This is a genomic window from Waterburya agarophytonicola KI4, from assembly GCF_020640915.1.
In the GTDB taxonomy this organism is placed as follows: Bacteria; Cyanobacteriota; Cyanobacteriia; order Cyanobacteriales; family Xenococcaceae; genus Waterburya; species Waterburya agarophytonicola.
Map to the genome: position 1 here is coordinate 1 of NZ_JADWDC010000076.1, position 15,785 is coordinate 15,785.

Genomic DNA, 15,785 nt, shown 5'->3' on the forward strand with positions numbered 1-15,785 from the left:
TGAGTTTCTTTAATTTTATCTTAAAACATACAAATAATTTTGCTTAGGTACTTATGTCTATTAACAATCGCCAACACGGATTTATTAAAACCAATGGAGTCAATCTACACTATGTTAGTCAAGGTGAAGGGAAACTGATGCTAATGTTGCATGGTTTTCCTGAGTTTTGGTATTCGTGGCGATACCAAATTGCTGAATTTTCCCCAGATTATCATGTGGTAGCCATCGATATGCGAGGATACAATGACAGCGACAAACCAGGAAGTTTATCCGCTTACAAGATGTCAGAACTGATTGCCGATGTTGAGGGTGTAATCGCTGGCTTAGGTTACGAAAATTGTATTTTAGTAGCTCATGATTGGGGTGGCGGAATTGCCTGGAATTTTGCCGATCAAAATCCTAAAATGGTATCAAAGCTAATTGTGATGAATCTGCCCCATCCTGCTAAATTTATGGCTGGTTTGAAGACTTGGAAACAATTACAAAAAAGTTGGTATATTTTCTTTTTTCAAATACCTGTTTTACCAGAATTAATTTTTAAAGCAAATAACTATCAAAAGATCGCATCTACTTTTATGGATATGGCGATCGATAAATCGGCTTTCACTTCAGAAGATTTATCGGCTTATCAAGAAGCTGCTGCTAAACCAGGCGCGCTAACGGCTATGATAAATTACTATCGGGCTAATTTTAAAGATTTACCAGATTCTACAGCTACAACTTACGGTGTTTTAGATGTTCCTACCCTAATGATTTGGGGCGAAGAAGATACGGCTTTAGGTAAAGAGCTAACCTATGGTACGAAAGCCTATGTAAAGGATTTGAAGCTTAAGTATATTCCTAATTGCAGCCATTGGGTACAGCAAGAGAAACCAAAATTAGTCAATCAATATATGCGAGATTTTTTATTAGTTTAAATTTAGTAATTATTTAGTAATTTTAGATGTCCTAATTTCCAAAAGATTCTTTAAAAGGTGCAGCTTCAATCTCACTAGTCACAGCTTCGTCTGTAGTATTGGGAACGGTTTCCAAATTTCCAGTAATAGCTTGGTCTTTGCTGATGGGTACGGGTTCAAAGGATACTTTACTCTCTAACCAAGCAGTCAGGAGATCGGGAAGATTTTTTTTCAACCAACCTAAAGCGATCGTGCGGGCTACGGGTTTGATATAACCGACTAATACCTTCATGATTTTATTGAGGGGAGGATTCGATAATTTGGCATTAGCATAATTAATCGAACCCACATCGATCAGACAGTCAATAATTAGCTTGAGGGATGTTTCTTCTCTTTGTACTATTTGCTGTAGTAACAGCGTTACATCGCGCAATCTCTCTTCTTTTTTACGTTCTTCTTCAGAAATTTTTTTAACTTTAAGAGATTCTTTTTTATAGGAAAGCATTAAAATTTTAGATATTAAAGGATATTACTGTCATTATCTTATGGTTCTTTTCGGCGAAACACTATAAGCAATGAGACATAATTCTAAATTTTACGAACAATTAATTAGATTCTGTCGAAGGCTTGAAGGTATCTTGATATATTTTGTTGGTTTCATTGATAAATCCAGCTAAATCTTTTTGCACCTGAGTTAATGCCTTACCATCGACATAAACTTCTTTAGTCGGGTAATTTTCTAATAGTTCAATCAAAGAAATTAAATTATCATCACTGGCAGAAGCGATCAATGCTCCTCTCAATGCCTTAACGTTAGCTCTTTCTGACTTGGCACTAACAACATTACCTGTTTGACTCAAAGCATATTCTCCTGGTGCAGTATTGAGCAAATCGTAAATAAGCTTGGTATTAGCAGGAAATTTTTGTGTCAATACCCAACGAATAATAAAAGGATTTTGATTGCCAAATTTTAATAGAGAGTTCAAAGAAGAAGCCACTTCTCCTGTATCGGCAAAAGTTTGCAATTCTTCTAAAGAAACTGATTGGGTAATTCCTGCATACTTAAAGATAACTTTCTCTGATGCGATCGCACTTTTGGGAGTGAGAAAAAGGGCAGCACCCCCAACAAACATCATTACTCCAGTTCCTCGTAACCATTTCAAGATGTTTGTTTTCTGCATTGTTTTATTTTATTCGTATATTAGGTCTGACTTTAAATTTAGTATACGACACGACTACTTCAAATATGCCTTTGTTAATTATCTATAGAATTAAAGAATATACAATCAACTTAATTCCGAGCTACTTTTAACTTCAGACTGCGTATTGGAAGGAGAATTTTTCTTACTGTCAAAGATAGGAATACGTACCAAAAAACAAGTCCCAATGTTCAGCTCGCTCGTAACAGAAATTTTACCCCCATGACGTTTGGCGATCGCAGCAGATATTGCTAAACCCAACCCAGTTCCCCCCTTACGGCGGGAACGAGCTTTATTTGCCCGCCAAAAGCGATCAAATACCTTAGATACTTGATCGGGAGCAAGACCAATTCCCGTATCGCGGACGCTGATGACTGCCGTGCGGTTTTGCTTGTATAGATCTAGGCTAACTCTTCCTTCATCTGGAGTATATTGCAGAGCATTTTCCAATAAGTTAGAGAATAAACGAGAAAGTTGAGCAGCATCTCCTAAAACTGATATATCGTCCCTAAATTTAGATTGAAAGACAATTTGTTTCTCATTTGCTAAAGGTTCGAGTAAGACAAAACTATTTTGCAGAATTTGGTTGAGAGACAGAGGAGTTAATTGGCGATCGCGTACTGGTTTATTGGGATCGGCATCAGCACGAGCTAAAAATAGCAAATCTTCCAGGGTTTGATTCATTTGTAGCGTCGCACCAGAGATCGCTTCTAGCTTTTTGACATCTTTGGGATGGACTCGCTCTGGATGGATGCGCATAATATCGATGGAAGCTTTGATTGCCGTCAAAGGGCTGCGTAATTCATGGGAAGCATCGGCAGTAAATTGTTTGAGTTGCAAAAAACTAGCTTCAATTGGCTCAATGGCTTTTTGAGTCAGCCAAAAACCACCCAAACCAATCAAAATCAGGGTTAACATACCCCCAATTATTAAGATCCAAAATAATTCTTCTTCTGCTGCTTCTATTTCCTCATTAGATTGAGTTGCTCGAATAAAACCCACTAAAGTAGGAGGACCCGCTTCGCCATTTCGACGAATAAACATCGACAGAGTATGGGTGCGAAATACTTCTTCTGTTTCGGGGTTTTGAATAAATGCCGTACCTACTTCTGGAGGCACTCCTAGCTGAATCAAACCTTTGCGACCGAGTAAATTGCCTTTTTCGTCAAACCATTCCAAACTTTGCCGATCTCGATTAAAAATATCGCGCCAAGGGACTTCTTCTACTTGATTGAGATATTTATTACCGCTATCTCTTACAGCAGTAAAAGAAGGAGTAGCTGACTGAGCCAGGGTTAATAATTTCTTATCGAGTTGTTTGTATAAGCTGCGCCGAAAAACGACATAAACCCCCGTGCCAAAAACACTTAGAATCGCCGCCATAACTATTAGATAGTATAGAAGCAAGCGCGATCGCAATCCGTGATACATACTTTAATTTATACCTGTTGGGGTTCTTCTTTAAGACGATATCCTAAACCATAAACAGTTTCTATTAAGTCATGGGGTGCGCCAGCAGCCTCTAGTTTTTGTCGTAGCCCTCGAATATGCGCTTTGACGGTAGCTTCTTCGGGTACTTGTTCAAAAGACCACAAGTGTTCTAAGATTTGAGCGCGACTAAAGACACGGCGACCGTTACGCAAAAAGAATTCTAGCAGCTTATATTCTTTGGGGCTTAAAGGTAAGAGAATTTCTTGGTAAAATACCTCACAACTACTTGGATCGAGGCGTAAGTTTTCCCAAGTTAAAATAGGAGGCAAACTGCCCGTACCACGACGCAACAAAGCGCGAATGCGAGCTGATAATTCATCTAGCTCGAAGGGTTTGACTAGATAGTCATCTGCACCTGCATCTAGCCCTTCTATTTTGTTTTCTAAGGTATCTTTAGCTGTCAGCATCAAGATCGGAATATCAAAGCCTTTTTTGCGTAGTTTGTTGCAAAGAGTAATTCCATCCATTTCTGGCAACATCACATCTAGTAACACCATGTCATAGGTGAATACATCCAGTAAATCCCAAGCACTTTGACCATCGTAAACTGCTTCGACAGCATAGTGTAAATCGCTGAGATACTCGACTATGGCATCGCTAATACGTTCGTCATCTTCGACCACTAAAATTTTCATGAATATTTTCCGACTAAAATTGAACTAAACCAAGCCAATAAATCTAGTAAATATGGTTCTACCTCTGGCTATATTATCGTAAGTCTGTTACCAACAACAATTGACCCTGATTAATGTGATTAAAGATTGCCGATCTCCTAAAACCGCGATCGCCCTACCCTCAAAATTAATAAACTCTTTTATGATAGATAGTAGGGTTTAAAAAAGTTAATAATTACTTAAATAATAATTTTTATGGGACTATTCGGTTTAGGCAAAAAAGCTAGTATTCCTTCTCCAGGAGAAGCATTACCAGGGCGCACTCAGACTATGCCCGTAACAGAAAAGCATCATGTTAATGGTAACTCCCTCAAACCTCCTTTTCCCGAACATATGGAACAGGCGATCTTTGGTTTGGGTTGTTTTTGGGGTGCAGAAAGAAAATTCTGGCAACAAAAGGGGGTTTATACTACTGCGGTGGGTTATGCTGCGGGTCATACTCCCAATCCTACTTACAAAGAAGTTTGTAGTGGTATGACTGGACATAACGAAGTTGTTTTGGTAGTTTACGACCCTGCTAAAATTACCTATGAAGATTTGCTTAAGGTATTTTGGGAAAGCCACAACCCCACCCAAGGAATGCGTCAGGGGAACGATCGCGGTACTCAATATCGTTCTGGTATCTATACTTTTACCCCAGAGCAAAAGCAGCTAGCAGAAGCTTCTAAAGCAGCTTATCAAGCGGAATTAGGCAAAGCGGGTTACGATGAGATTACTACGGAAATTATGGATAGTCCTGAGTTTTATTATGCAGAAGATTATCACCAGCAATATCTATCAAAAGTACCGAATGGCTACTGTGGTTTAGGGGGAACAAACGTTTGCTATCCTCCTACTGTAAATAGTTAACTTGTTTTATGGCAATGATCAGGCGATCGCTTGGATATTTATTATCGGGCGATCGTTTTTTATTGGGTATTTTCAACAACAACTTCTAAAAATTATTTAGATATTTTTTAATCAGTAAAAATAACGAGGGACTTGATACGGTTTTCATTATTAATATCCCTTGCCATACTAGACATAAATAATGAATATATCTAGTTTTAAAAGTAAAATATGGAAACTAAATTTGGTACTACTGATAGCGATATTATTTTTGCTGGAAATGGCGATAATTTCTTAGCAGGAAATGCAGGAGATGACATTTTAGAAGGTGGAAATCACGACGATATTTTAGATGGAGGTTCGGGAGACGATATTTTAGAGGGTGGAAATCACGACGATATTTTAGATGGAGGTTCGGGAGACGATATTTTAGAGGGTGGAAATCATAACGATATTTTAGCTGGAGGTTCGGGAAATGATTCTCTGATGGGTGAAGTTGGTCGAGACAGCTTGACTGGAGGAGATGGTGCAGATAGCTTTATTTTTACTTCCTTAAATAGCTTTGATATCATTACTGATTTTAACTCTAGTCAAGGAGATCAAATTATTTTTGATAGTGAGAGTACGGGTGTAGCTGAGATTGAAGATCTGACTGTTCATCTAGGAATTGGCTATCTGAATAATTCAGAATTTAATCGAGTAACTAGTCTGTATGTTGATGGAGAAAGAGTGATTGAATTCGATACGGTTATTTCTCTAGAAGTTGAAGACTTTGAATTTATTTAAACTTATTAAAAATAAAATAATTAGCGATCGCTTTTCTATTTGTAAGGCGATTTTTTTATATAGAAAATTTTAGTCTATATCATTACTTCTACATGTACATGACCACCTTTTTTTTAAAAGAGTGAAATAAGAACAATATTTGATGCTTTGAGCTAAATTTTATGGCGATCACAAAGCGATCGCCACCAACTCCAAGCCAAACCAAATATAAATGGCAACCATAAAAACCCAGTCTCTATATCTGTCAAATTCCAGTTATTATTACCTAGTGCTTGGCGGTAGGGTAAGACAAAATAAGTAAATGCCGATAGACTAACTAGTCTAATACCCCAGTTTTTTGTGCCTACTGCAAAAGGTATTATCCAAGTAAAATACCAAGCATGAATAATTGGAGAGATAAGCAACAATGCTGCCAAAAAATTTAAAATAAACTGTTGTAGATTGCGGACTTTGAATAATAAGAATAAAGTTATCAATCCCAATGGAATTGCAAAAATACTATTATTTTTAGTTGAAGGATACCATACTTTTGCTAATAGATGAGGTAAGAATTCTGCACTACGTCCGTGACTGACAAAAGTAGAACTAGTAGGAATTAGAGAGCAAGAATCACCATTGCAAAAAAAATAAGCAGATAAACATAACGGAAGGATACCTACGCTAAAAACTATTATGGCTATTTTAAAATTAGTTTTTAATAAATTAATCCAACTGAGAAAAACCAAAATAGGTAAAGAAATCCATTTGACTGCGATACTAATACCAATTAATAAACAAGTAAATATTGAAGTTTTTTTATTTGTTTGTTTATCTAATAATATCCAAGCAGCAACCAAAGGAAGAATAAACCAACTGTCGTAATGACCCCCTCCAGCAAAAGAATAGATGACTAAAGGATTCCAAGCGTAAAAAGTTGCTTGTAGATAGCTAAACTTTGTAATTAATAACCAACAGATCAATAAATCAGCGATCGCAAAACTACTTTTAAATAAAATAACACTGGAGGAAATAGCAGCTAACCCTTTAAACCCCAATTGAGTCATCGGGGGATAAATTGCCGAGACGTTTTGATGATTTATTTGCGACCACCATGAACTACGATAAGGAATCAATTCAACAGCATTGGGAGCAAAATCATAGGGACTAAAACCCTTGGTTTGTATATAACCTTCCCAAATATATCGCCAAATATCGTCCCCTGGATACATAAACAATAAAATTAATCTTGTGGCGATCGCAACTACCCAAAACCACCACAAATTTAGAGATTTTATGCCCCAGGAAAAGATAAACCCCAAACACATAATAGCGATACCATAACCAAACTCGATCGCATTTTCAAAGTGGCGAAAATCTCCATGAGGCATACTTATTATTGCACCTATTAATAACAGTAATGTACTTACCCAAAGTACAATTTTCTCCTTCCTTCTTTCTTGATTCTTCGCTTTTTTAAGATATAGTTTTCCTAAAGTACTTAATATTATTGTTCCTGCTTTAAAACTTCCTGAAATAGTACCCGATATTTTAGATCTTCCTCCCTGTCGGGGACGATAATTGACGGGAATTTCGCAGATATTTAAACTTTCTTCAATTGCCCTTACCTGCATTTCTACAGTCCAACCAAAACCTCGATCCTCCATAGCAATTCTATTTAAGGCTGACTTGCGAATTAGCCTCAAAGGACCGAGATCCTGATATTTATATCCCCATCCCAAATCAATCAACCATCCCGCCAAACCATTACCAAAATGCTGTATGAGGGTCATGACAGCTTTTCCTGCGGGAGTAGCACGGCGATCGCCTAAAACCAGGTCATATTGCGATCGCAAAATTAAAAACTGGGGCAAACAATTGAGATCGTCGCTTCCATCCCCATCGCAAAATAAAATCCAGTCAATCTCTGAAGGAATATTTTGTAAACCAGTCCAACAGGCTTGTCCGTAACCAGGAATGGGTTCGTATAATACTTCTGCCCCCGCTTCTTCGGCTACTATCCCACTGCGATCGCTGCTAGCATTATCAACCACTCTTATTTTATTGAGACCAAATTCCTGCAAACTTTTAATCACCGCAGCAATTGTTACCTCTTCGTTACGCACTGGAATAATTACTAAGACATTATCCAAAGAAGTATCAACAAATTGACGAGAAGATTGCTGGCACATTTTAAGATTATTAAAAATTCAGTCTGTTTTAATAATTGTGTTCTAACTTGCTGAGAAGGGGTTTAAAAACCCATAAACTAATTAAAAACTTTTCGTAAACACCATGAACATATATACATGGAACGCTTTAACCCAACATCAGAAGTATCTAGCATTTAGTACTTTAGGCAGTCAAGATTTTGTAGCCTTGATCCATCCCGCACTAGTGGTAGCCTTTGTTTTCCCCATGATTGGAATCGTTACCAACTTCGCTTGGCAAACCCGTCAACGTCGTTTAGAAAGCAAAAAGGGCAAAAGCAAAATTCCTGCTGTTGTGGGAAGAGATCACGTCAAAATTGGTAAATGGCTTTCTACTAGCGTAGTTGTTGCATCTTTAATTGCCATCGCCTATTCAATTGTCTACAAAAGCTTTATTAAAAAGAATCTCTGGGAAAAGAATAATCCCCAAGCAATTTTAATTATTCTCTTATTTGTGGCTACTATTGCATCCTTGATTCTGCTTTTAAAAGCAAAACCACCCCTCTGGAAAGGTATCTTTGCCACCATGACAGGGATGGGTTTGATTATTCTAGGTCAACAAGATGGCGTATGGCGGTTATCTAAAGAATGGTATTGGTCGCACTACTATTATGGTATTGCCGTATCTTTATTAATGCTATTTTCGATCGCTATTGTGGACGATATCTACCGCGATCGCACTAATACCTGGCGTAATATTCATATAGGTCTTAATTGTTTCGCATTGCTCCTCTTTATCGGTCAAGGAATTACTGGTGCAAGGGATCTGTTGGAAATTCCTGTTGTGGGCAAAAAGAAACCCAAGAAAAAGGCTATTATCGAACAAGTAGACCCCATCAAAACAGCACAATTAAGTGATGTGCTATATCAAGCACCCGATATTATTCCCACAAAATAATTTAAAATGCCATTGCGATCGCGTTTATGATTATTTATAACTGCGTTGAGTTAGTTCGACATTGGCAAACTCCAATTGTTCTTGATGCATAAGGGGAGTTCGATCTTGGTCTTGATATTGCCAAGCAGCAACATAAGAATAATCTTCGTCATTGCGTTGGGCTTCTCCTTCTGGGGTTTGACATTCTTCGCGGAAATGCGCCCCACAAGATTCTTCTCGCTCTAAAGCATCCCGCGCCATCAATTCTCCCAACTCTAAAAAGTCTGCCACCCTACCCGCAAACTCCAAATTTTTATTAAAGGTATCAGGATTGCCTGGGATAGTAACATTTTGCCAGAATTCTTGTTTTAATTCAGCAATCAGAGCGATCGCTTTAGTTAATCCTGCTTTGTTACGGGACATTCCCACATAATCCCAAAGAATATGACCCAAGTGACGATGAAACTCAGTTACGGTTTTATTTCCTTTAATATTCAATAACTTGTTTGTTTTCTCTTTTACCGCAGCTTCTGCTTCGGCAAAGGCATCATGAGTAGTTGCCACAGGGGGTAAATCCGTAGTAGCGATATAATTACCCAAAGTATAGGGAATCACAAAATAACCATCAGACAAGCCCTGCATTAAAGCACTAGCACCGAGACGGTTTGCGCCATGATCGGAAAAATTTGCCTCTCCCAAAACGTGCAAACCAGGAATAGTACTCATCAAGTTATAGTCAACCCACAAGCCACCCATAATATAGTGTACTGCTGGATAAATACGCATCGGCAGTTGATAGGGGTTTTCCCCCGTAATGCGCTGGTACATCTGAAACAGGTTATCATAGCGATCGCTAATCGTTTCTCGACCTAATTTTTGGATCGAATCACGAAAATCCAAATAAACAGCTAATCCTGTTTCTCCCACTCCCCTACCTTCATCGGTAACTTGTTTGGCGTTGCGAGAAGCCACATCACGGGGAACGAGATTGCCAAAACTAGGATATCTCGTTTCTAAGTAATAGTCCCTTTCAGCTTCAGGAATTTCATTGGGATGGCGTTTGTCTCCTGGCTGTTTTGGTACCCAGACTCGCCCATCATTTCGCAACCCTTCACTCATTAAAGTTAATTTAGATTGATATTCTCCCGACACGGGAATACAAGTAGGATGAATTTGGGTATAACAAGGATTAGCAAATAACGCTCCCCGTTTATAACATCTCCAGGCAGCAGTTACATTAGAGTTCCGAGCATTGGTCGAAAGATAAAAAACATTGCTATACCCCCCCGTGCAAAGCAACACCGCATCTCCTGTATAACGTTCGATTTCCCCTGTTAACAAGTTACGGACTATAATCCCCCTCGCTTTTCCCTCGATCGACACCAAGTCCAACATCTCCCGACGGGGGAACATCTCAATTTTCCCTGTGGAAATCTGGCGAGACATGGCACTATATGCCCCTAATAATAATTGTTGTCCCGTTTGTCCCTTCGCATAAAACGTTCGAGATACCTGCGCCCCGCCAAAAGAGCGATTTGCCAATAACCCTCCATATTCCCTGGCAAAAGGAACACCTTGAGCTACACATTGGTCGATAATTTGGTTGCTAATTTGGGCTAAACGATATACATTAGCTTCCCGAGAGCGATAGTCACCACCTTTGATCGTGTCATAAAATAACCGCCAAACAGTATCCCCATCGTTGGGATAATTTTTTGCCCCATTAATTCCCCCTTGGGCTGCAATGCTATGGGCGCGACGGGGAGAATCTTGAATACAAAAACTCTTAACGTTATAACCCAATTCCGCTAGGGTAGCAGCAGCAGATGCACCAGCCAAACCCGTACCGACTATTAAAATTGTATGCTTTTTTTTGTTTGCAGGACTGACTAACTTGCAGCGATCTTTATAGTTGTCCCACTTATTTTGAAGTTTACCAGCAGGAATTTTAGAGTCGAGCATTTTTTAAAAATAAAGAATGAGGGATAAAGAAAAAAGAATAAGGAACAAATAAAAAAGTGCTACAAGGTTGATTGCCCTTGGAACACAAATAATTGACATGCTCTCACCGTTAAAATCAAAGATTTTTAACGGGAGATTCTAACACCTCACGATGCTAGTTTTCTGCTTCGTCCCGTGCCAACTAGAACATTGTGACCAATGCTCCCCGTCGCTTCCAGTCTACAGACATTTTGAGCTACGCTATGCCCTAGCGCAGAGATTCCACGATTTCTTACTTCCTGGCTAGCTGCCACATCTCTTGTGGTTGTATATCCGCATTCATGACAGCAATGAACTCTGACATCTAAAGTCTTTTTGCCTGTATGTGCGCCACAGTTAGGACAAGTTTGGCTTGTGCCATCTTTATCGACTTTGGCAAAATACACATTTCTGAGAAAACATACCCACTCAAGAATACTCACAAACTGACCGAAACCAGCATCAGCACTTTGTTTTGAGAGCATTCCTCTTTGTCACTTAAGATAGATTTTCTTTTTTTACGAGTTGTAAAGCTACCAGTATAAAAATGTTCTCTTTTGTATTACCGCAAGAAACAGCTAACCAACCAAAAAAGACAGAAGGTAACAGCAGATGCAAATTGATCAGCCCCTAACGCAGTGCCTCCTTGACCCAATAACAAATTAGCAAGTCCCGTACCCAAAGCGATTCCTGCAAACAAAGCAACGAAGCTAATCAAAAAAGCTCTGCCAGAGCGACCTTCTTTACGGTTGAGGAAATAAATATTGGCTATGAAGCCCAACGCCATTAAAAGGGGGAGTATCGAAGGATTCGTATTTTGGACTGCATTTTGAGCTTCATTTTGAGTAAATACGGCGATCGCAGATAAGGTTAAGAAAATTCCTGTTGGCCAGAGGATATCAGCTTGAGAAGGAGTATCGATTAGCTCTTGTAACCATACCGCAGAATCTTCCTTGACTATCTGAGGAACTTTCAAAGATTTTTCGACACTGCGATCGGGAAAACGAATTTTTTCAGGCACTTTGATTTTACCTTCTTGACGTAATCGCAACCGATCCATGATGATTGAGTCGTAGGCTATTTCTACTGTCTCTAGTACAGCACTGTCATGGCCATATTGTTCAAAAAGTCGTTTTTTCGCAGCCTGTATTTCTTCAAAAGAAGAATTCTCTGTGACCCCAAGTTGTTCGTAGGGATTTTGTTCGCTCATTTCTTAACCTGCTTTATATATGTCGATAAGTTAATTCTAAATTTTTTAATTCTGCTTTCGATTTGGTTTAATAGACTTCCCATAAACCAAATGCTGGCCCGATAAACCTGACAGTCAACCATATAGCAATCATTATACCAATACCAATCCAGGCTCCCGTACTAGTGAGATTAATAAACTTTTCGGACTGAGTTTTGGTAATAGGCAACCACGGAATCAGTCTTTCGGAGTCCTGTCCATATCCACTACCCATTGATGCTTTACGGCGTTTCGATTCTCCCATAGTATTTTAAATTATTAGTAAATATAGCTATAGGTCGATCATAACGTTTTCTGGTCAAGGGGTAACTAGTTTTGCCACCACTTTTTATTACAAATAATGAAATTTTCAAGAGTTGTTTTCTGCGATTTTGGCGAGGAACCCCGCGTCGCCGAAAGGCTCAAGACAAAGGTCCTGCCCGCATGTACGCGCGAGTTTTATGGCACAATTACTACAGAAGATACTTTTGTTAGCGTGTTAGAAAAATTTGCCCCAGAGGTTTCTGCTAGCTTATTACCAATAATTTTTGACCGTCAAATGACCCTTAAAGAAGGAATTAGGCAAACTATTGGCTCAATCTCTTCTAGCTATTATCCCGAAATTATAGGACGTATTGCCCATCGAGCAATACGTCCTAGGCTAAAGGAATTTGCAGATTTTCTTAACAATTTAGATGTACCTTTAGTTGTTATTTCAGGTGGTTTAATAGATATAGTCAAAGCAGTATTGCAAGAGCAGCAACTTCTTGATCGAATAACAGCTATTCATGCAGCCAAGGTAGACACCACAGGGAAGTTATTGCAAGTTTCTTCTGTATTTGAAGGTGACACTGAATTAGTAGCCAAAGTTAAAGCTATGGCAAAATATCCCGCGGTGGAAAAAATTACTATTGGCGATTCGGTAAGAGATATTAATATGGCTTTAGTAGCAGATTTAGTTTTTGCTCGCGATCGCCTTGTAGGATATTTAGATGCAGAAAAGAAGTCCTATATTCAATGGCAAGATTTTTTTGAGATTCGCGATCGTTTGGCAACTAATTGGGAAGTAAATGTTTAGGGACGAGCAGCCGTTCTCCCGTACTAGTAATCAGTAATTATTTTATTATGGCTAAATTTGTTTTTATTACGGGTGGTGTTGTTTCTAGCATCGGAAAAGGTATTGTAGCAGCGAGTCTTGGTAGACTGCTCAAGTCACGAGATTATTCTGTTTCAATTCTCAAACTAGATCCTTATATAAACGTCGATCCAGGTACGATGAGTCCCTACCAACACGGGGAAGTATTTGTCACCGATGATGGTGCAGAAACAGATTTAGATTTGGGACACTACGAACGTTTTACCGATACTTCTATGTCTCGTCTCAATAGTGTAACTACGGGATCGATTTATCAAGCGGTAATTAACAAAGAAAGAAGGGGAGACTATGAGGGTGGTACAGTGCAAGTCATCCCCCATATCACTAACGAAATCAAAGAAAGAATCCATCGCGTCGCCAAAAATACCAATTCTGACGTGGTGATTACAGAAATAGGAGGAACTGTTGGGGATATAGAATCTTTACCCTTTATGGAAGCAATTCGCCAGTTTCGTAAAGATGTGGGCAGAAGTAATGCCATTTATATGCACGTTACCCTAATTCCTTGGATTCCCGCAGCAGGGGAAATGAAAACTAAGCCGACTCAACACTCGGTTAAAGAATTGCGTTCGATAGGCATTCAACCCGATATCTTAGTTTGTCGGAGCGATCGCCCTTTGTTTCCTGGGATCAAAGAAAAAATTGCGGAATTTTGCGATGTAGAAGTTAATTCCGTAGTTACTTCCCTCGATGCTAGTACGATTTATGAAGTTCCTTTAATTCTCGAAAAAGAAGGATTAGCCCAACAAACTTTAGAATTATTACAGCTACAACAACGTCAACCCGATCTGGAAAAATGGCAAGATCTAGTTGTCAAAATGAATTCTACCCGCACTAAGATTGAAATCGCGATCGTGGGTAAATATATTCAATTAAGCGATGCTTACCTCTCTGTGGTGGAAGCATTAGGACACGGTGCGATCGCAGCAGGAGGAGATGTTAACTTACGCTGGGTAAGTGCAGAAGACATTGAGCTTCATGGGGCAGCCAAATATCTGAGTGATGTAGCAGGGGTAGTTGTCCCTGGTGGTTTTGGTATTCGGGGGGTAGATGGCAAAGTTGCAGCAATTGAATACGCTCGTACTAAAAACCTTCCCTTCTTGGGTTTATGTTTGGGAATGCAGTGTTGCGCGATCGAATGGGCGAGAAATGTTGCCAACCTCAAAGATGCTAATAGTTCCGAATTCGATCCCGAAAGTCCTAACCCAATTATTAATATCTTGCCCGAACAACAAGACGTAATCGATCTTGGCGGTACAATGCGTCTGGGTACTTATCCTTGCCGTCTCAAACCCGATACTTTGGCTCATTCTCTTTATGAAAATGAAGTGATTTACGAACGTCACCGCCATCGATATGAGTTTAATAATGCCTACCGCAGCTTGCTTCAAGAAACAGGCTATGAAATCAGCGGAACATCTCCTGATGGGCGTTTGGTAGAGATAATTGAAATGCCAAGTCATCCATTCTTTATCGCTACTCAGTTCCATCCAGAATTTCGTTCGCGTCCAAATACTCCTCATCCTCTATTTTTAGGATTTGTTAGAGCAGCTTTGAAGAAAAACGATCTGTCGAATGTTAGTAATATGAGCCATGAAGTTGATAGCAATCCCGTTCATAGTTCTTAGGGAACTCCAGAAAATAAAATATCCAAACTTACTCAGAATTCGGAAAGATATCAACAAACCAATTAGGAAGGTGTCCTAAAGGATACCGCTTCGCATATGGTAAACGTTGAATTTGGGATTCAATTTCACTCATTTCTGGTTTAGTTAATCTGACTCCTGTGGGATAATGGTTCTGAACCAACTGTACCCTCGGATGTTTTCCCTTCCAAGTCATAGTTTGAGCAAAGTTGAGTGCAGTTTGAACAGAATCTAAAATAGCCCCATTCCAATGATGTTTTAAAACTCGGGTCAGTCTGGCTATTACAATCGACAATTGTTTTAATATCTGACAATAAGGAAGGTAAATAACACTCGACTTTTTTTCGTCCTCTGGCATGATAATTGTCCACTTGAGGAACACCGCTAATTACTTCGGATATTCCTTTTCTGATTGTGCCTCGATTCCAACCTAATTCTTTTTCTGCTTCGGTCTAAAAGTCAACAACTAAAAATAACTAAAAAAATCTCCCTAGATTAATTAGGGAGATTTTTCACTCAAATAACAAATAATATGTAGTTCAATATTATTCAATGAAGCTATTTATTTAGAACTGAGATTCTACATCGTTAATTGCATCTTCTGCGGACTCGATTACATCCTCGGCAGTTCCATCAATGCTAGATTGGTCATTGGCTTCAGTATCTTCAGAAGCTTCTAATTCAGGAGTTTCAACTTCGGCAGTTTCTCCATCTTCGATTTCTTCACTAGCTTCTAATTCAGGATCATCAATTTCTTCACTAGCTTCTAGTTCGGTATCATCGATTTCTTCACTAGCTTCTAGTTCGGTATCATCGATTTCTTCACTAGCTTCTAGTT

Annotated in this window: 15 protein-coding genes and 2 pseudogenes; 6 read left to right on the plus strand and 11 right to left on the minus strand. The window is 39.0% G+C overall.

Annotated elements, in window-relative coordinates; genetic code table 11:
- The first annotated feature begins 53 nt into the window (after positions 1-53).
- On the plus strand, positions 54-917 hold the full coding sequence (locus I4641_RS20175; RefSeq protein WP_229642387.1) for an alpha/beta fold hydrolase: 864 nt from the start codon (positions 54-56) through the stop codon (positions 915-917).
- 31 nt (positions 918-948) lie between these two features.
- Here I4641_RS20175 and I4641_RS20180 read toward each other — a convergent pair whose 3' ends face one another.
- From I4641_RS20180 to I4641_RS20195, 4 genes are all read right to left on the minus strand, one after another.
- A complete protein-coding gene (locus I4641_RS20180) occupies positions 949-1,401 on the minus strand; it encodes a hypothetical protein (RefSeq protein ID WP_229642388.1) in 453 nt (150 codons plus the stop codon).
- 100 nt (positions 1,402-1,501) lie between these two features.
- A complete protein-coding gene (locus I4641_RS20185; protein ID WP_229642389.1) occupies positions 1,502-2,077 on the minus strand; it encodes an alpha/beta hydrolase in 576 nt (191 codons plus the stop codon).
- A 105-nt stretch (positions 2,078-2,182) separates the two neighbouring features.
- On the minus strand, positions 2,183-3,478 hold the full coding sequence (locus I4641_RS20190) for a sensor histidine kinase (RefSeq protein WP_229642390.1): 1,296 nt from the start codon (positions 3,476-3,478) through the stop codon (positions 2,183-2,185).
- A gap of 56 nt (positions 3,479-3,534) precedes the next feature.
- A complete protein-coding gene (locus I4641_RS20195; RefSeq protein WP_229642391.1) occupies positions 3,535-4,221 on the minus strand; it encodes a response regulator transcription factor in 687 nt (228 codons plus the stop codon).
- A 234-nt stretch (positions 4,222-4,455) separates the two neighbouring features.
- Here I4641_RS20195 and msrA point away from each other — a divergent pair, with 234 nt between their 5' ends.
- Positions 4,456-5,109 (plus strand): peptide-methionine (S)-S-oxide reductase MsrA, encoded by a 654-nt coding sequence (msrA, locus tag I4641_RS20200; protein ID WP_229642392.1) that lies wholly within the window; start codon positions 4,456-4,458, stop codon positions 5,107-5,109.
- 210 nt (positions 5,110-5,319) lie between these two features.
- Entirely contained in the window at positions 5,320-5,874 is a 555-nt protein-coding gene (locus I4641_RS20205; RefSeq protein WP_229642393.1) for a calcium-binding protein, read from the plus strand.
- 152 nt (positions 5,875-6,026) lie between these two features.
- Here the strand turns inward: I4641_RS20205 and I4641_RS20210 are convergent, their stop codons facing one another.
- Positions 6,027-8,042: a glycosyltransferase family 2 protein gene (locus tag I4641_RS20210; protein ID WP_229642394.1), complete on the minus strand. Its 2,016-nt coding sequence runs from the start codon at positions 8,040-8,042 to the stop codon at positions 6,027-6,029.
- Between the two features lie 103 nt (positions 8,043-8,145).
- Between I4641_RS20210 and I4641_RS20215 the strand changes: the two genes are divergently transcribed.
- A complete protein-coding gene (locus I4641_RS20215; RefSeq protein WP_229642395.1) occupies positions 8,146-8,958 on the plus strand; it encodes a DUF4079 domain-containing protein in 813 nt (270 codons plus the stop codon).
- A gap of 30 nt (positions 8,959-8,988) precedes the next feature.
- On the opposite strand, the gene I4641_RS20220 is transcribed toward I4641_RS20215, so the two are convergent.
- From I4641_RS20220 to I4641_RS20235, 4 genes and pseudogenes are all read right to left on the minus strand, one after another.
- On the minus strand, positions 8,989-10,899 hold the full coding sequence (locus tag I4641_RS20220) for a fumarate reductase/succinate dehydrogenase flavoprotein subunit (protein WP_229642396.1): 1,911 nt from the start codon (positions 10,897-10,899) through the stop codon (positions 8,989-8,991).
- A 146-nt stretch (positions 10,900-11,045) separates the two neighbouring features.
- Positions 11,046-11,411, minus strand: a pseudogene (locus I4641_RS20225) (zinc ribbon domain-containing protein); the annotation flags it as partial.
- A gap of 68 nt (positions 11,412-11,479) precedes the next feature.
- On the minus strand, positions 11,480-12,127 hold the full coding sequence (locus I4641_RS20230; protein ID WP_229642398.1) for a CPP1-like family protein: 648 nt from the start codon (positions 12,125-12,127) through the stop codon (positions 11,480-11,482).
- Between the two features lie 67 nt (positions 12,128-12,194).
- A complete protein-coding gene (locus I4641_RS20235) occupies positions 12,195-12,410 on the minus strand; it encodes a DUF2839 domain-containing protein (protein ID WP_229642399.1) in 216 nt (71 codons plus the stop codon).
- A gap of 96 nt (positions 12,411-12,506) precedes the next feature.
- Here I4641_RS20235 and I4641_RS20240 point away from each other — a divergent pair, with 96 nt between their 5' ends.
- Together I4641_RS20240 and pyrG are read left to right on the plus strand one after the other, a co-directional pair.
- Positions 12,507-13,223 (plus strand): haloacid dehalogenase-like hydrolase, encoded by a 717-nt coding sequence (locus tag I4641_RS20240; protein WP_229642400.1) that lies wholly within the window; start codon positions 12,507-12,509, stop codon positions 13,221-13,223.
- Between the two features lie 47 nt (positions 13,224-13,270).
- Positions 13,271-14,929, plus strand: a complete 1,659-nt coding sequence (pyrG, locus tag I4641_RS20245) for a CTP synthase (RefSeq protein ID WP_263858299.1) — start codon at positions 13,271-13,273, stop codon at positions 14,927-14,929.
- Positions 14,930-14,957: 28 nt separating this feature from the next.
- Here pyrG and I4641_RS20250 read toward each other — a convergent pair whose 3' ends face one another.
- Together I4641_RS20250 and I4641_RS20255 are read right to left on the minus strand one after the other, a co-directional pair.
- A complete protein-coding gene (locus I4641_RS20250) occupies positions 14,958-15,305 on the minus strand; it encodes an ISAzo13-like element transposase-related protein (protein ID WP_439655362.1) in 348 nt (115 codons plus the stop codon).
- Positions 15,306-15,513: 208 nt separating this feature from the next.
- Positions 15,514-15,785 (minus strand): annotated as a pseudogene (locus tag I4641_RS20255) (hypothetical protein); the annotation flags it as partial.